The sequence below is a fragment of the Streptomyces sp. NPDC054975 genome, from assembly GCF_053609105.1.
In genome coordinates this window covers 489,439-505,947 of record NZ_JBSGWV010000001.1, presented here as the reverse complement: position 1 = coordinate 505,947, position 16,509 = coordinate 489,439, and the positions used below count along the sequence as shown (strand labels likewise).

Annotated in this window: 15 protein-coding genes and 1 riboswitch; of the genes, 9 read left to right on the top strand and 6 right to left on the bottom strand. The window is 71.7% G+C overall.

Annotation, left to right across the window (positions count from 1 at the left end; translation table 11 throughout):
• The first annotated feature begins 69 nt into the window (after positions 1 to 69).
• From shc to ACWF79_RS02285, 7 genes are all read left to right on the top strand, one after another.
• Positions 70 to 2,055 (top strand): squalene--hopene cyclase, encoded by a 1,986-nt coding sequence (gene shc / locus ACWF79_RS02315; protein WP_453726153.1) that lies wholly within the window; start codon positions 70 to 72, stop codon positions 2,053 to 2,055.
• On the top strand, positions 2,055 to 2,723 hold the full coding sequence (locus tag ACWF79_RS02310; RefSeq protein WP_453726152.1) for a phosphorylase family protein: 669 nt from the start codon (positions 2,055 to 2,057) through the stop codon (positions 2,721 to 2,723). Before shc ends, ACWF79_RS02310 begins: the two co-directional genes overlap by 1 nt.
• Before the next feature lie 7 nt (positions 2,724 to 2,730).
• Entirely contained in the window at positions 2,731 to 3,753 is a 1,023-nt protein-coding gene (gene hpnH, locus ACWF79_RS02305; protein ID WP_453726151.1) for an adenosyl-hopene transferase HpnH, read from the top strand.
• Positions 3,754 to 3,837: 84 nt separating this feature from the next.
• A complete protein-coding gene (gene dxs / locus ACWF79_RS02300; protein WP_453726150.1) occupies positions 3,838 to 5,721 on the top strand; it encodes a 1-deoxy-D-xylulose-5-phosphate synthase in 1,884 nt (627 codons plus the stop codon).
• Positions 5,718 to 7,103, top strand: coding sequence for an aspartate aminotransferase family protein (locus ACWF79_RS02295; RefSeq protein WP_453726149.1), 1,386 nt, complete (start codon positions 5,718 to 5,720; stop codon positions 7,101 to 7,103). Before dxs ends, ACWF79_RS02295 begins: the two co-directional genes overlap by 4 nt.
• Positions 7,104 to 7,176: 73 nt before the next feature.
• Positions 7,177 to 7,815: a helix-turn-helix domain-containing protein gene (locus ACWF79_RS02290; protein WP_453726148.1), complete on the top strand. Its 639-nt coding sequence runs from the start codon at positions 7,177 to 7,179 to the stop codon at positions 7,813 to 7,815.
• Between the two features lie 20 nt (positions 7,816 to 7,835).
• Positions 7,836 to 7,991, top strand: coding sequence for a DUF6126 family protein (locus ACWF79_RS02285; RefSeq protein ID WP_453726147.1), 156 nt, complete (start codon positions 7,836 to 7,838; stop codon positions 7,989 to 7,991).
• Between the two features lie 15 nt (positions 7,992 to 8,006).
• On the opposite strand, the gene ACWF79_RS02280 is transcribed toward ACWF79_RS02285, so the two are convergent.
• Entirely contained in the window at positions 8,007 to 8,819 is an 813-nt protein-coding gene (locus tag ACWF79_RS02280; RefSeq protein ID WP_453726146.1) for a tyrosine-protein phosphatase, read from the bottom strand.
• A gap of 394 nt (positions 8,820 to 9,213) precedes the next feature.
• A riboswitch (cyclic di-AMP (ydaO/yuaA leader) is annotated at positions 9,214 to 9,369 on the top strand.
• A 4-nt stretch (positions 9,370 to 9,373) separates the two neighbouring features.
• Between ACWF79_RS02280 and ACWF79_RS02275 the strand changes: the two genes are divergently transcribed.
• Together ACWF79_RS02275 and ACWF79_RS02270 are read left to right on the top strand one after the other, a co-directional pair.
• Positions 9,374 to 10,318 carry a M23 family metallopeptidase gene (locus ACWF79_RS02275; RefSeq protein ID WP_453726145.1) on the top strand — a complete coding sequence of 315 codons (945 nt, stop codon included), beginning with the start codon at positions 9,374 to 9,376 and terminating at the stop codon, positions 10,316 to 10,318.
• A 167-nt stretch (positions 10,319 to 10,485) separates the two neighbouring features.
• Positions 10,486 to 11,298, top strand: coding sequence for an SGNH/GDSL hydrolase family protein (locus ACWF79_RS02270; RefSeq protein ID WP_453726144.1), 813 nt, complete (start codon positions 10,486 to 10,488; stop codon positions 11,296 to 11,298).
• Here the strand turns inward: ACWF79_RS02270 and ACWF79_RS02265 are convergent.
• From ACWF79_RS02265 to ACWF79_RS02245, 5 genes are read right to left on the bottom strand one after another with little or no spacing between them, the layout of a single operon-like run.
• On the bottom strand, positions 11,285 to 12,151 hold the full coding sequence (locus ACWF79_RS02265) for an STM4011 family radical SAM protein (protein WP_453726143.1): 867 nt from the start codon (positions 12,149 to 12,151) through the stop codon (positions 11,285 to 11,287). The genes ACWF79_RS02270 and ACWF79_RS02265 overlap by 14 nt on opposite strands.
• Before the next feature lie 10 nt (positions 12,152 to 12,161).
• Entirely contained in the window at positions 12,162 to 13,493 is a 1,332-nt protein-coding gene (locus tag ACWF79_RS02260) for an STM4012 family radical SAM protein (protein WP_453726142.1), read from the bottom strand.
• Positions 13,490 to 14,311, bottom strand: coding sequence for an STM4013/SEN3800 family hydrolase (locus tag ACWF79_RS02255; RefSeq protein ID WP_453726141.1), 822 nt, complete (start codon positions 14,309 to 14,311; stop codon positions 13,490 to 13,492). Before ACWF79_RS02255 ends, ACWF79_RS02260 begins: the two co-directional genes overlap by 4 nt.
• A gap of 20 nt (positions 14,312 to 14,331) precedes the next feature.
• Positions 14,332 to 15,519, bottom strand: coding sequence for an STM4014 family protein (locus ACWF79_RS02250; RefSeq protein ID WP_453726140.1), 1,188 nt, complete (start codon positions 15,517 to 15,519; stop codon positions 14,332 to 14,334).
• On the bottom strand, positions 15,516 to 16,478 hold the full coding sequence (locus ACWF79_RS02245; protein WP_453726139.1) for an STM4015 family protein: 963 nt from the start codon (positions 16,476 to 16,478) through the stop codon (positions 15,516 to 15,518). Before ACWF79_RS02245 ends, ACWF79_RS02250 begins: the two co-directional genes overlap by 4 nt.
• Positions 16,479 to 16,509: the final 31 nt, after the last annotated feature.

The window sequence follows — 16,509 nt, the reverse complement described above, 5'->3', positions numbered from 1 at the left end:
GTGCCACACGGCACCGGCCGACGGCAGACCCGATGAAGCAGAAGTATTCGACTGCACGAAGGGGAAGCCATGACAGCGACGACCGACGGAAGCGCCGGGGCCGTTGGCCCCCGGACGACCGCGGCCAGCACCACCACCGCCACCGCGCCCGCCGCCGGCAGCCTCGAAGAGGCGGCAGGGCGGGCGGCGGAACGCTCCATCGCACATCTGCTCGGCCGCCAGGACGCCGAAGGCTGGTGGAAGGGCGACCTGGAGACCAACGTCACCATGGACGCCGAAGACCTCCTGCTGCGGCAGTTCCTCGGCATCCGGGACGAGGAGACCACCCGCGCCGCCGCCCTGTTCATCCGCGGCGAGCAGCGCGAGGACGGCACCTGGGCCACTTTCCACGGCGGACCCGGCGAGCTCTCCACCACCGTCGAGGCGTACGTCGCGCTGCGGCTGGCCGGGGACCTGCCCGAGGCCCCGCACATGGCCCGCGCCGCCGCCTGGATCAGGGACAGGGGCGGGATCGCCGCCTCCCGGGTCTTCACCCGGATCTGGCTCGCCCTGTTCGGCTGGTGGAAGTGGGACGACCTGCCCGAGCTCCCACCCGAGTTGATCTTCCTGCCGAAGTGGTTCCCGCTCAACATCTACGACTTCGGCTGCTGGGCCCGGCAGACCATCGTGCCGCTCACCGTGGTCTCCGCCAAGCGGCCGGTGCGGCCCGCGCCGTTCCCGCTGGACGAGCTGCACGCCGACCCGGCCCGGCCCAATCCGGTGAAACCCCTCGCACCCGCCGCGAGTTGGGACGGATTCTTCCAACGCCTCGACAAGGCGCTGCACGTCTACCACAAGGTCGCCCCGCGCCGACTGCGCAAGGCAGCGATGAACGTCGCCGCCCGTTGGATCGTCGAACGCCAGGAGAACGACGGCTGCTGGGGTGGCATTCAGCCCCCCGCCGTCTACTCGGTGATCGCCCTGCACCTCCTCGGGTACGACCTGAAGCACCCGGTCATGCGGGCCGGTCTGGAGTCGCTCGACCGCTTCGCCGTCTGGCGCGAGGACGGTTCGCGCATGATCGAGGCCTGCCAGTCGCCCGTCTGGGACACCTGCCTCGCCACGATCGCCCTCGCCGACGCGGGCCTCCCGGCCGACCACCCGGCGCTCGTGCGGGCCGCCGACTGGATGCTCGGCGAGGAAATCGTCCGGCCGGGCGACTGGGCCGTCCGCCGGCCCGGACTGCCCCCGGGCGGCTGGGCGTTCGAGTTCCACAACGACAACTACCCGGACATCGACGACACCGCCGAGGTGATCCTCGCACTGCGCCGCGTCAAGCACCCCGACCCCGCCGGGGCCGAGGCGGCCATCACCCGCGGCGCCCGCTGGACCCTCGGCATGCAGTCGAAGAACGGTGCGTGGGGCGCGTTCGACGCCGACAACACCAGCGTGTTCCCCAACCGGCTGCCGTTCTGCGACTTCGGCGAGGTCATCGACCCGCCCTCGGCCGACGTCACCGCGCATGTGGTGGAGATGCTCGCCCACGAGGGCAAGGCCCAACACCCCCGTACCCGACGGGGAGTCGAGTGGCTGCTCGCCGCACAGGAGCCCAACGGCGCCTGGTTCGGACGGTGGGGCGTCAACTACGTCTACGGGACGGGCTCGGTGGTCCCGGCGCTCACCGCCGCCGGACTGCCCCGCTCCCACCCGGCGATCCGCCGGGCCGTCGCCTGGCTGGAGTCCGTGCAGAACGAGGACGGCGGCTGGGGCGAGGACCTGCGTTCGTACAAGGAGGAATCCTGGATCGGGCGCGGCGTCTCGACCGCCTCGCAGACCGCCTGGGCACTGCTCGCCCTCCTCGCGGCCGGCGGGCGTGACACGAAGGCGGTCGAACGGGGCGTCGCCTGGCTCGCCGCGACACAGCGGCCGGACGGCTCCTGGGACGAGCCGTACTTCACCGGCACCGGCTTCCCCTGGGACTTCTCCATCAACTACCACCTCTACCGCCAGGTCTTCCCGCTCACGGCCCTCGGCCGCTATGTGAACGGCGAACCGGCGCTCTCCGGGGAGGGGTGATGGGCGAAGAGCCGGGGCCACCGGCCGGCTCCACACCCCCGCTGCTGATCGCCTGCGCGCTCGGCATCGAGCAGCTCGCCCTGCGCAGCGGTGACCGGACCGGCGCGCCCGACGCCTTCACCGTCGTGCGCACCGGGATGGGACCCGCCCATGCCCGCCGTGGCGTCGCCCGGGCGCTCGACCGGGAGCCCTGGCGGGACGCCGCCGTCATCGCCTCGGGCTTCTGCGCCGGGCTCGCCCCCGGGATGCACCCCGGAGACCTGATCGTCGCCGACGAGACCCGGGGCGAACCGGGCGGCCCCGACCCCGTCACGGCCTGCACCGGGACCGAGCTCCTGGTGAAGGCCCTCGCCCGGACGCTGCCCGGGCGCACCGTCCACACCGGACCGCTGACCGGCTCCGACCACGTCGTCCGGGGCCACGAGCGGGCCGCCCTGCGCGCCACCGGGGCCCTCGCGGTCGACATGGAGTCCGCCACCACGCTCCGTACCGCGCTGCTGGCGGGACCGCGTCCGGTTGCGGCCGTACGGGTGGTCGTGGACGCTCCAGAACATGAACTGGTCCGGATCGGCACGGTACGCGGTGGAATATCGGCGTTCCGTGTTCTTCGTGCCGTCCTTCCCGCATTCTTCGAATGGCACCGTTCTTTGCTGCTCCCCAGGAGGTGAGCGAGTTATGGCCATGCCGCTCCGTCAGTCCATCCGGGTCGGGACCTATCTCTTCGAACAGAAGCTCCGCAAGCGGGAAAAGTTCCCGCTCATCGTCGAACTGGAGCCCCTGTTCGCCTGCAACCTCAAGTGCGAGGGCTGCGGAAAGATCCAGCACCCGGCCGGTGTGCTCAAGCAGCGAATGCCGGTCGCCCAGGCCGTCGGCGCCGTCCTGGAGTCCGGGGCGCCGATGGTCTCCATCGCGGGCGGTGAGCCCCTGATGCATCCTCAGATCGACGAGATCGTGCGCCAGTTGGTGGCGAAGAAGAAGTACGTCTTCCTCTGCACCAACGCACTGCTGATGCGTAAGAAGCTGGAGAAGTTCACCCCCTCCCCGTACTTCGCCTTCGCGGTGCACATCGACGGGCTGCGCGAGCGGCACGACGAATCCGTGGCCAAGGAGGGCGTGTTCGACGAGGCGGTGGCGGCGATCAAGGAGGCCAAGCGGCGCGGCTTCCGGGTCACCACCAACTCGACCTTCTTCAACACCGACACCCCGCAGACCATCATCGAGGTCCTCAACTACCTCAACGACGACCTCCAGGTCGACGAGATGATGATCTCGCCCGCGTACGCCTACGAGAAGGCCCCGGACCAGGAGCACTTCCTCGGCGTCGAGCAGACCCGCGAACTCTTCAAGAAGGCCTTCGCGGGCGGCAACCGGAGCCGGTGGCGGCTCAACCACTCGCCGCTCTTCCTGGACTTCCTGGAGGGCAAGGCGGACTTCCCGTGCACCGCCTGGGCGATCCCGAACTACTCCCTCTTCGGCTGGCAGCGCCCCTGCTACCTGATGAGCGACGGCTACGTTCCCACCTACCGGGAGCTGATCGAGGAGACCGACTGGGACAAGTACGGCCGGGGCAAGGACCCGCGCTGCGCCAACTGCATGGCGCACTGCGGCTACGAGCCGACCGCCGTCCTCGCCACCATGGGCTCGCTCAAGGAGTCCCTGAGGGCGGCCCGCGAGACCGTCTCCGGCAATCGCGGATGACGTGACGCGTACGGGAGGCCCGCGAGCCCACCGGGCGCGGGCCTCCCGCACAGCCGAGCACCGTACGACGAAAGGGGGCCGAGCATGACGATTCTGGAGACCATCCGGGGGCCGCGCGACCTCCGGCCGCTGAGCGGCGCGGAGCTCGACGAACTGGCTGAGGGGATCCGGCAGTTCCTCATCCACGCGGTCGCCAGGACGGGTGGCCATCTGGGGCCCAACCTCGGCGTGGTCGAGCTGACCCTCGCGCTGCACCGGGTCTTCGACTCGCCCGACGACCGCATCCTGTGGGACACCGGACACCAGAGCTACGTCCACAAACTCCTCACCGGACGGCAGGACTTCTCCAAGCTGCGCAGCAAGGGCGGGCTCTCCGGATACCCCTCCCGCGAGGAGTCGGAGCACGATGTCATCGAGAACTCGCACGCCTCGACCGTCCTCGGCTGGGCCGACGGACTGGCCAAGGCCAACGAGGTCCTGGAGAAGGACGACCACGTGGTCGCCGTCATCGGCGACGGCGCCCTGACCGGCGGCATGGCCTGGGAGGCGCTGAACAACATCGCCGCCGCCCGCGACCGGCCCCTGATCGTCGTCGTCAACGACAACGAGCGCTCGTACGCCCGGACCATCGGCGGGCTCGCCGCCCACCTGGCCGTCCTGCGGACCACCGACGGCTACGAGCGCTTTCTCGCCTGGGGCAAGGACGTCCTCCAGCACACGCCCGTGATCGGACCGCCGTTGTACGGCTCGCTGCACGGCGCGAAGAAGGGGTTCAAGGACGCGTTCGCCCCGCAGGGGCTCTTCGAGGACCTCGGGCTGAAGTACGTAGGTCCCGTCGACGGCCATGACCTCGCGGCCGTGGAGTCCGCCCTGAGCCGGGCCCAGCGGTTCCACGGGCCGGTCCTCGTGCACTGCCTCACGGAGAAGGGCCGCGGCTACCGCCCCGCACTGGAGGACGAGGCGGACCGCTTCCACGCCGTCGGCGCCATGGACCCCGTCACGTGCGCGCCGCTCACCCCGTCCGCCGGACCTTCCTGGACCTCCGCCTTCGGCGACGCGATCGCCGAGATCGGGGCCGAGCGGCCGGACGTCGTCGCGATCACCGCCGCCATGCTCCACCCCGTAGGACTCACCGAGTTCGCCCGGCGCTTCCCCGACCGGGTCTGGGACGTCGGCATCGCGGAGCAGCACGCCGTCGTCTCGGCCGCGGGCCTGGCCACCGGCGGGCTCCACCCGGTCGTCGCCGTCTACGCGACCTTCCTCAACCGCGCCTTCGACCAGCTGCTCATGGACGTCGCCCTGCACCGGTGCGGCGTCACGTTCGTCCTCGACCGGGCCGGGGTCACCGGCACGGACGGGCCGTCCCACAACGGCATGTGGGACATGTCGATCCTCCAGGTCGTGCCGGGTCTGCGGATCGCCGCCCCGCGCGACGCCGACCAGCTCCGCGCCCAGCTGCGCGAGGCCGTCGCCGTCGACGACGCCCCGACCGTGCTGCGCTTCCCCAAGGAGACCGTGGGTGCCCCGGTGCCGGCCGTGGGACGGATCGGCTCGATGGACGTCCTGCTCCAGCCCTCGGAACCGGACGCGGAGGTCCTGCTCGTCGCCGTCGGCGTCATGGCCGAGGTCTGCCTCCAGGCCGCCGACCTCCTCACCGGTCGCGGCATCCGCTGCACCGTCGTCGACCCCCGCTGGGTCAAGCCGGTCGACGAGGCCCTCGCCCCCCTCGCCGAACGCCACCGCCTGGTCGCCGTCGTCGAGGACGGCGTCCGCACCGGCGGCGTAGGAGCCGCCGTCGGCCAGGCCCTGCGCGACGCGGGCGTCGACGTGCCCCTGAGGACGTACGGGATCCCCGAACAGTTCCTCGCCCATGCCAAACGCGGCGAGGTGCTCGCCGACCTCGGCCTCACCCCGGTGGAGATCGCCGGGAACATCAGCGCCGCACTGACCCGGAAGAAGGGGCGATGAGCAAGGAGTTCGACCTTTCGGCACTGCTCGCCGAACGCGGCGCGGAGCGCTACGAGCTGCACGCCCGGTACCTCAACCACCAGCTCCCGCGCATGCTGCACACGATCGGCTTCGACAAGGTCTACGAACGGGCCGAGGGCGCCCACTTCTGGGACGCCGACGGCGAGGACCACCTCGACATGCTGGCCGGCTTCGGCGTCATGGGCCTCGGCCGGCACCACCCCGTCGTCAACAAGGCCCTCCACGACGTCCTCGACGCCCAGCTCGCCGACCTCACCCGCTTCGACTGCCAGCCGCTGCCGGGCCTGCTCGCCGAGAAGCTGCTCGCCCACAGCCCGCACCTCGACCGGGTCTTCTTCGGCAACAGCGGTACGGAAGCGGTGGAGACCGCCCTGAAGTTCGCCCGGTACGCCACCGGGAAGCCCAGGATCCTCTACTGCTCCCACGCCTTCCACGGCCTGACCACGGGCTCCCTCTCGGTCAACGGCGAGAAGGGCTTCCGCGACGGCTTCGCCCCGCTGCTGCCCGACACCGCGATCGCCCTCGGCGACCTCGACGCCCTGGAGCGGGAGCTCCGCAAGGGCGACGTGGCGGCTTTCGTCGTGGAGCCCATCCAGGGCAAGGGGGTGCACGAGGCCCCGCCCGGCTTCCTGCGCGCCGCCCAGGAGCTGCTCCACCGGCACGGGGCCCTGCTGATCGCCGACGAGGTGCAGACGGGGCTCGGCAGGACCGGTGACTTCTACGCGTACCAGCACGAGGACGGCGTCGAACCGGACCTCCTCTGTGTCGCCAAGGCACTCTCCGGCGGGTACGTCCCGGTCGGCGCGACGCTCGGCAAGGACTGGATCTTCAAGAAGGTCTACTCGTCCATGGACCGCGTCCTCGTCCACTCCGCCAGCTTCGGTTCGAACGCACAGGCCATGGCGGCCGGGCTCGCCGTGCTCTCGGTGATGGAGAACGAGGGGACGGTCGCGAACGCGCGCCGGATCGGCGAGCTGCTCTCCTCGCGCCTGAAGGAGCTCGTGCCGCGCTACGAGCTGCTGCACGAGATCCGCGGGCGCGGCCTGATGATCGGCATCGAGTTCGGCCGGCCCACGTCGCTCGGGCTGCGCAGCCGGTGGACGATGCTCCAGGCCGCCCGTAAGGGCCTCTTCGCGCAGATGGTCGTCGTGCCGCTGCTCCAGCGCCACCGGATCCTGACGCAGGTGTCGGGCGACCATCTGGAGGTGATCAAGCTGATTCCGCCGCTGATCATCGACGAGGCGGACGTGGACCGTTTCGTCACCGCGTTCACGGCGGTGATGGACGACGCCCACGGGGGTGGCGGGCTGATGTGGGACTTCGGGAAGACGCTGGTCAAGCAGGCGGTCGCGCAGCGCTGACGTCTGACGGCACGGGTTTTGCCTCTGGGGCAAGAAATTTGCCTCAGAGGGAAGATGCTGGCGGAATGGAGGCATGGAGCACCTCCCCGGGGAGCTGTCCTCGGACCCCGCCGCCCCCGACATGAGTGCCGCCCTGCCGGACGTCGCGCCGCAGCTGCGCGGCCTGCGCCGGAGGCGCGGGCTGACCCTGGAGGCCGCCGCGCAGCGGGCCGGACTCTCCCCGGCCCATCTCTCCCGGCTCGAAACGGGCCACCGCCAGCCCTCGCTCCCGATGCTGCTCGCCCTGGCCCGTATCTACGGTACGACGGTCTCCGCCCTCCTGGGCGAGGCCCCGCCCGAGCGTGATCCGATCGTCCGGGCCGGCCGGGCCGAGCCCGTCGAGGCCGACGGCTGGACCTACCGCCAGGCCGGTGGACCGGGCCGTGCCCTGCAGGCGCTCCGTGTCCACGTTCCGTACGCCACCCGCACCGACATCGTGCGCGTGCACCCCGGCGAGGAGTGGCTGCACGTCCTCGACGGGCAGGTGCGCCTCGCGCTCGGCGACGCCGTCCATGTCCTGGACCCCGGAGACAGCGCGCACTTCGACTCGCTCACCCCGCACCGCATCGGCGCCGTCGGCCGCGGCGGGGCCGAGCTGCTCTTCGTCCACACGCTGATGCAGAGCCCCGCCGCCGAGCTGTGCCTCGGTGACGGCGCCCCGCATCCGCGCTGAGCCCTTCAGAAAGGACCGATATGTCCGAGAAGCCCGCACCGGTGACCGGCGAGGAGCGCGAGGCCGGCAAGTTCCCCAAGGGGCTGGTGCTCCGCCTCTTCGCGTACCTCGTGGCCGGACACCTCTTCGCCGGCTTCCTCTACCTGCTGTTCACTCTCGGCGGGCAGAACCCGTAGCGGACGGGGGCTCGCTCACGCCTCCGTGACGAGGCGCTCGCGCAGCCGCGCCCGGGTCTCAGGGGTGAGCTTCAGGCCGGTGGTGAGGTAGTTCTCGGCCGTTCCCCAGGTCTGCTCCATCGTCTCGAACGCAGCCCGCAGGTACTCCACCCGCGCGTCGAACAGCGGGCTGATCAGCTCCATCACCTCGGGCGCCATCGCGTTCGCGGAGGTGGAGCTGCGGCGCACCTTGTAGCGGCGGTGCGGGTCGTTCGACTTCACGTAGTCCGCCTCGATCGCCTCGCGCTCCACGCCCACCGCGAGCAGCGAGATGGCGATGGAGAGGCCGGCCCGGTCCTTGCCGGCCGCGCAGTGCATGAGCGCCGGGACGCTGTCCTCGGCGAGCGCGTGCAGGATGCGGCCGTGCTCCGCCGTCCGCTCGGCAATCATCTTCCGGTACGAATCGGACATTCGGTCCGCGGCCTTGCCGTCGCCGAGAATGGCGCGGAGCTGCTCCAGCTCGCCGGAGCTGACGAGCTTCCAGAACTCCTTGCCGTCGGCCGGGTCGTTGAGCGGTATGTTCACATTTCGCACACCCGGCAGTTCGACGTCCGGGCCCTCGATCTTGATGTCGGCCTGATTGCGGAAGTCGAAGATCGTGTGCAGGCCCAGGGTGGAGAGAAACGCCGCGTCGTCCTCGGTGGCGTGGGCGAGGTGGCCGCTGCGGAAGAGGCGCCCGAACCGCACCGTACGGCCGTCCACGGTCGGCAGTCCGCCCACGTCCCGGAAGTTGCGTACCCCGGTGAGCTCGGGTTCGGTCGGCGAGATCTGGGGCAGCTGCTGCGTCACGGGTGCTCCTGAAGGTTGACGGACCGCGATCGGTTCCTGATCGATTCCTGGGGCAATCATCCCGGGTGTCCGGGGCCGTGCGCACCCCTGGGTAGGGGATTGGGTGTTCTGTCCGAATTGGCCCCTTCGGGATAACGCGCCCTTGTTTTAGGGGAGATGGGATTCGGGGCGTGAGCAGCGTCATAAAGGTGACGGACCGTGCCTGATCGTCCGGACCAATTTCCCTGCCTGAAAAGGAAATCGATCCTCCGTCGTCCACGGAGGGTGACCGGAATGCGGTGCGGATATCGCGCCCGGCAATTGCGATCGGAAACCCGTGGCTTGTTCGCCGCGACCCCGCTCGTCTAGCGTCACCGTCAATCCGGTCGGACCGCCGAATCCTGCCACCGTCCGGAATCCGCACCCATCCACGCCCGGCAGGAGCGGGGGACCCAGGTAAGTACGCCGCACCGGTCGATCCGGACGGCTCGGGGTGAAGCCGCGTGAGAACGCGGCCGGACATCTCCAGTCCGAACCCGACAGCTCACCTCGTAGGCGACGGAGAGGAATTCGCCATGCCCGCAAAGGGTAAGCATCGCCGTCCCAAGGTCAACCCGATCACGCGCGGATTCGTCGCTGCCGGCACCGGTGGCGCCGTCGTCGCCCTGCCGCTGTTCGGTGCGACCGGAGCCCACGCCGCCGAGAAGGCCGCGCCGACCGTGACGTCCGAGCAGGCCGTCGCCGCCGTCGCCGCCGCTCCCGCGAAGGCCCCTGCCGCCGCGAAGCCGAAGACGTACTCCGTCGTTCCCGGCGACTACCTGTCGAAGATCGCCGCCGAGCACGACGTCAAGGGCGGCTGGCAGAAGCTGTACGCCGACAACCGCCAGGTCGTCGGTGAGGACCCGTCGCTGATCCTGCCGGGCATGAAGCTCACCCTCGGCGCCAAGTCGACGGCCAAGGCCGCCCCGAAGGCCGCGGCCCCCAAGGCTGCTCCGAAGGCCGCGCCCAAGGCCGAGAAGAAGTCCTCCTCCGACGCGAGCGAGTCGCGCAGCTCCCGCTCCGCCGCACGCGACACGGCTCCCGCCCAGAACTCCGCCCCCGCGAAGTCCTCCTCCTCCGGCTGGGTCGCCCCGGTCTCCGGCGGCGTCTCCACCCCGTACCGGGCCTCCGGCTCGATGTGGTCCTCCGGCTACCACACCGGTGTCGACTTCATGGCCTCCTCCGGCACCTCGGTCAAGGCCGTCGGTGCGGGCACCGTCCACTCGGCCGGCTGGAGCGGCTCGTACGGCAACGAGGTCGTCATCCAGCACGCCGACGGCACGTACTCCCAGTACGCCCACCTCTCCTCCCTCTCCGTCTCCGCCGGCCAGACCGTGACCGGCGGCCAGGAGATCGGCCTCTCCGGCTCGACCGGCAACTCCAGTGGCCCGCACCTGCACTTCGAGATCCGTACCGGCCCGAGCTACGGCTCGGACGTCGACCCGCTGGCGTACCTGCGCCAGCACGGCGTCGGCATCTGACGGATTCGCGTCACCCGCAGCACCCCCAGGGGCCCGGCACTTCCGAGTGCCGGGCCCCTGGGGCGTATTCCGGCTTGGTGGAATCTTGACCGGTGGCGTATCTCACGCAGCGTCAACCCCTCCTTACGGTCGCGTAGGTCACACCCATAAGGGAAAGATGTGCTCCCGTGGCAGACGATTCGAGATCAAGAGACATGCAGGCATTCGGGTCGTACGCGGCGATCGGGGACAGCTTCACCGAGGGCGTGGGAGATCCGGGGCCCGACGGGCAGTACGTCGGCTGGGCGGACCGCTTCGCGGTTCTGCTCGCCGACCAGTTGCCGGAGAACGACGCGTTCCGTTACGCAAACCTCGCCGTCCGGGGCCGGCTCCTCGACCAGATCGTGGCGGAGCAGGTCCCGAGGGCCAAGGAGCTCGCCCCCGACCTGGTGAGTTTCTGCGCGGGCGGCAACGACATCATCCGCCCCGGCACCGACCCGGACGATGTCGCCGAGCGCTTCGAGCGCGCCGTCGCCGACCTCACGTCGGCCGTCGGCACGGTGATGGTGACGACCGGCTTCGACACCCGCGACGTCCCGGTCCTCCGGCACCTCCGCGGCAAGATCGCGACCTACACCGCCCACGTCCGGGCCATCGCCGACCGGTACGACTGCCCGGTCCTCGACCTGTGGTCGCTCAAGTCCGTGCAGGACAGGCGGGCCTGGGACAACGACCGGCTGCACCTCTCGCCCGAGGGGCACACCCGGGTCGCGCTGCGCGCCGCCCAGGTCCTCGGGATGCCGGTGCCGGCCGACCCGGACCAGGCCTGGCCGCCGCTGCCGCCGAGGGGGACCCTGGAGGTCCGCCGCGACGACATCAACTGGGCCAAGGAGTACCTCGTGCCGTGGATCGGACGGCGCCTGCGCGGCGAGAGCTCGGGCGACCACGTGGCCGCCAAGCGGCCCGACCTCATGCCGCTCGGGGACCTCATGCCCCTGTGAACGACCCGTCGAGCGCGGCCGGGATCCGTTCCAGGACGCCGCCCGCGAACACGTCGTACAGCGGCAGCGTCTCCAGGTGGACATAGCCGATGTGGCAGTCGCAGACGGCGAGCGGGCAGGCCCGCGGGCGCAGTGCGGCGCGGTACGAACCGTCGTACAGGTTGCCCAGCTCGGCCTTGACGAAGTGACAGCGGCGCACGGTCCCGTCGCCGTCCACGGAGATCACCGACTCGCCGGTCCGGCAGGGCAGCCCGCCGGACCGGTGCGGATGGCGGCTGTACGGGAAGAGGGGGTCGAGGGCCGTCCAGCTCTCGGCCTCCTCGTCGGTGTACGTGTGCCCCTCGGCAGCGTTCACCCAGAGGTAGACCTCGGGCGGGAGGTCGTCGCGCAGGCGCAGGGCGTGCTCCCGGTGTTCGGGCAGGCCGACGACGCCGACGCTGAAGCGGGTGCCTCGGGCCGCCAGCGCGCGGCACTTCGCGAGGAAGCGGTCGTACGGCGTCTGGCCGGGGTGGTACGTGCACCAGAGCGCGAGGGCCCGGGGGTCGGCCTCGGCCAGCCACTCCGTGCGGCAGCTCAGATTGGTCTGGATCGCCACCCGCTCGACGTGTGGCTGGTGGGACAGCTCGGTGAGCGTGCGCCGGTACCACGAGCGGACCAGGCCCTCGCCCCAGGGCGTGAAGAGAATCCTCAGCCGGTCTCCGCTCTGCGCCGCCACCCAGGCGGAGAAACGCTCCAGCGCGGCGCGGTCGGCGCGCAGCTGTGCGCGGCTGTCACGGCGCTTGGCGAAGGGACAGTAGGGACAGTCGTAGTCGCAGGAGGCGAGCGGCCCCCGGTACAGGATCGTCAGGTCCACGACGGCGCCCCTACTTCGGCTCGTAGGCGGCCATCGCCGCCCGGACCGCCGGGGAGAACAGGGCGGGACCGAGCGCGTCCGAGTGCGCCAGACCCTCGGGGGAGAGCCGCAGCAGCCCGGCGGGCGCCGTCGGATCCAGCCAGCCGAGCTCCTCGAACAGGCCCAGCTCGTCGGGGAAGTCCGCGAACGGCGACCCGCCGAACCGCTCCTCGTACTCCCCGGCCGCCATGCCCCGGGCCTGGAGGAGCGACTGGAGCAGATGGCGACGGCGCGCCTCGTCCGCGTCGACCCACCGGCCCACGCGCGCCCGGCCGAAGTCCTCCGTCGCCGCGTAGTCGTCGATGATCGCGCGGATCTCCCGCATCTCGACGGCGTAGTCGAAGGAGTAGTGCAGCGACGAGGTGTACGAACGGGCCCCGCAGCCCAGGCCGATCATGCCGTCGGTCTGGCAGGCGTAGTCGTCGGCGCCCTGCGGCGGCGCGTCGGCGCGCCGGAACATCCGCATCGACACCTGCTCGTACCCCCGGGCGAGCAGATGGTCCCGGCCGTGGCGGTAGAGCCGCAGCCGCTGCTCGTCCCACTCCCGGTCGGCGGTCGCGGCGAGCCGGCCGAGGCCGGTGAGAGGGCGGACGTACAGCGGGTAGAGATAGAGCTCCTCGGGCCGCCAGGAGAGCGCGGCGTCGAGCGACTGGGTCCAGGTCCGCTCGGTCTGGCCGTCGATGCCGTAGATCAGATCGATGTTGAGGACGGGGACGCCGGTGTCACGGATGCGGCCGAGCGCCTCCTCGACGTCGGTACGGCGCTGGGGGCGCACGGCGGCGCGGGCCTCGGCCTCGACGAAGCTCTGCACGCCGATGCTGAGCCGGGTGGCGCCGCGCTCGGCGAGGACGGTGAGCCGGTCGGCGGTCGCCGTCGACGGGGAGGTCTCGACCGAGAGGGGGACGGCGCGTAGGTCGACGCCCATCCGCTTCTCCGCGATGTCGCAGAGCCGGTCCAGTTCGCCGGCGGTGAGGAAGGTGGGGGTGCCGCCGCCGAAGGCGGCCGTGGCGAAACGGACCGGCCCGCCGTCTCCGAGCGCCTCGCGGGCGGCGGTGGCCTGGCGGTCGAGGGCGTCGAGGTAGCGGGTCGTCAGCTCGTCCGGGGCGCCGATCCGGGTGAAGAGGTTGCAGAAGCCGCAGCGGACCTCGCAGAAGGGTATGTGGGCGTAGAGGGAGAGCGCGTCCTTCGGCTCGGCCCGCCAGAGCGCGGCGAGGGAGGGCGCCGGATCGGGGAGCGGGCGGTACGCGGTCTTGTGGGGGTAGGCGTAGACGTAGCTCTCGTACGGGCGCGGGGTGCCGGTCATGCGACGTCCTCGTGCCGCGGGCTCTCCACGAGGAAGTGGGCGTACGGGACGGTCCAGACGACCTCGTGGCCGAGCCGGTGGCCGGTGAAGCCGTCCTCGCCGTACGCGGTGCCGTGGTCCGAGCAGACGATCGCGAAGCAGCTCCGGCGGCTGCTCATGGCGGCGAAGAGGCGGCCGATGTGCCGGTCGACGTACTCCAACGCCGCCGCGTGCGAGGCGCGGGTGTCGCCGGACTCCCGGGTCGCGCCGGGAAGGTGGAACCAGTTGGGCTGGTGCAGTGCGGAGACGTTGACGAAGAGGAAGAGCCGCTGCTCGGGTGGGAGCGCGGCGACGATCTCCTCGGCCCGCTCCACCTGCGACTCGAAGGAGGTGGGGGAGGCGACGCCGAAGGCGGGCTCCCAGTGGCTCTCGTCGAAGAGGCCCGGCAGCACCGAGCCGAGCGGGCCCTGCCCGTTGAAGAAGCCGACGCCGCCGACGCACGCGGTGCGGTAACCCTCCTTGGCCAGGCCGGAGACGAGGTCGGGGGTGTCGTACACGAAGGTGCCGTCGGCCGTGGTCTCGCTGCCCGCGAAGCGCGCGGCGAAGAGGCGGGGGTGCGGACCGGGGGCGGCCGGGGTCGGCAGGAACCCGGCGAAGATCGCCTGGTGGGAGGCGTAGGTGAAGCTCCCGGGGGCGTGCCGGCGCTCCCAGCGGCCGTCGGGGAGGTACCGGGCCAGGTTCGGGATGCGGCCCGCGGCGGCGAGTTCGGCGGCCACGTCGTACCGGAGGGTGTCGAGCGTGACCAGGAGGAGGTCGTGGCTGCCCACGATCTCGTTCATGTCGGGTGCGTGCTGCCGGTTCACGTGGTGCTCGTTCCTGTGGTGGTGCTCTTGTGTGGGGTGGTGCTCTTGTGTGTGGTGGGGCGCGTCGGGGTGCCGCGCAGCAGCGCGGCGACCTGGGCGGCGTAGGTGTCCAGGCCCTCGGCGCCGCTGCCCGGCAGGCCGGTGAGGCCGGGAAGGAGATCGCCGAAGGCGTTGACCTCGCCGACGGCGAAGCGCCGCCAGCCGACGGCCGGCAGCAGATCGATCCCGACGCACCGCGTGCCGGGGAAGGCGTCGGCGGCCCGCTCGCACACCTCCAGCGCGTCCGACCACCGCCCGCCCGCCGCCGAGACCGCCGCGCGCACGGCGCCCAGATCGCCCCGGGCGCCGCCGAGATGGAGGTTGGTCATCGGGGAGCGGCTGGTCCGCACGACGGCGTGGGTGGCGCGCCCGTCGATCACGACCACCCGCAGATCGGCCGCCCGGCCGTGCTGCGCCGCCTTCGGCAGCCAGCGCTCGATGTGCAGACCGTCCGGGGCCAGCGCGTCCACGATCGCGGCGACCTCACGCTCGGTCGTGTAGCGGCGTACCCGCAGGGAGTTGAAGAGGCGCCCGTCCGGGGCCCGTTCCACGGAGGTGGTGGCTTGCACGCGTCCGGCGCCGTTCGTCTCCACGGCCAGGACCCCCGAGGCGGACGAGCCGTGCGCGAGCTTCACGAAGACCCGGGACAGGCCCGAGGCCGCCATCAGCGAGCGGACGTCCGCCCAGCCCCGTACGGGAGCGCCGTCCGCGCCGGACGTCGGCGAGTCCGGCACCGGGACCCCGGCCTCGCGCAGCCGGGCGTGGGCGAGCCGCTTGTCGAACAGCACCGCCGGCTCGGCCGGGTCGTCGACCAGGACGGCCCCCGCGTCGCCGACGGTCCGGGCGAGCCGCGCCGTGGCGGCCGTGAACGCCTCGTACCAGCGGGCCGTTCCCTCGACACGGGTCGCGTCGTCCGTGCCGCGCAGCAGCAGCTCGACGTCCGGGTCCTCGCCGGGCGACTCCAGCCGCACCGTCTCACCCGGGTGGAACCGTCCCCCGCCCCGCAGGACGTCGAGCCAGGGCTCGACCCGCGCCTCGGGCAGCCCGGCCGCGCGCACCGCGTCGAGGAAGTACCCGACGCGGCGGTTGGCCGGATTGCCGACCACGACGAGGCGCGGGTGCGCGAGGAGCGGGGGAGGTGTCATTCGGCGACCGCGACGTACCGGAAGACCTCGCCGTCGCCGTCGTCCTCCGGCTCCTGCGCGTCGTCGACGTCGACCGTCACCCCGTACGGCGTGAGGGCGTCGACGATCCGCTCGCTCATCTTCTCGCTGAGGTAGTGGTGGGAGAGGTCCAGGTGCGTGAGGTGGGTGAGCGGCTGCCCCGTGAGCAGCGCCTCGGCGCCCTCGTCGGTGAGCGTGCCCATCGACAGGTCGAGGCGGTCGAGGCGGGCGACCACCGGGGCGCCCGCCACGGCGGCGGCGATCTCGTCCTGGAGAACGCTGTTGCGCAGCGCCAGATCACGCAGGGCGGGGAAGCCGGTGCCGGCGAGCACCGGCGCCAGGTCGTCGACCGAGGCGTCGCCGCCGTACTCGTCCGTGCCGAGCCACAGGTCCAGCTTCTCCAGCGCGGGCAGGTCACTGCCCGCGATGCCGCGCACGACCTCGGCTCCCAGACCGCCCGACTCCACCACGAGCGTGCGCAGCGCGGTGTGCCGGACGGACGGGAAGGCGAGCGCCGTGCCGCCGCGCACACCCAGCTCCCGCAGCCCGGGGTAGGCGGCCAGGAGCGGCGTCACGTCGGACTGCTGGATCCAGGAGATCTCGCAGTCCTCGAAGGTCATGTCGCCGAGGAAGAGCGCCTCCAGGGAGGGGAGCCGGTCCTCGGCGGCCTCGACGAGCGCGGTGACGATCGCGGCGGACGAGGTGTCGTACGCCTCGTCCCAGCCGCCGACGACGAGCGCGCGGACCCGACGGGTGTCGACGCCCGAGAGGAACCGGGCGAAGACCTGCTCCCACTGCTCGTCGTCCGGTCCGCAGTACGTCGGGCCGGAGACCCGCCAGGCCACGGAGGCCGGGTCCGGCAGTTCGACGACGGCGTCCGGGTCCGGGAAGTCGAACACGGGCAGGCCGTGGAACTCCTGCATATCTCCCGAGATGGTCATGAGTGCTCCAGACACCGGACGGCGTTGATCG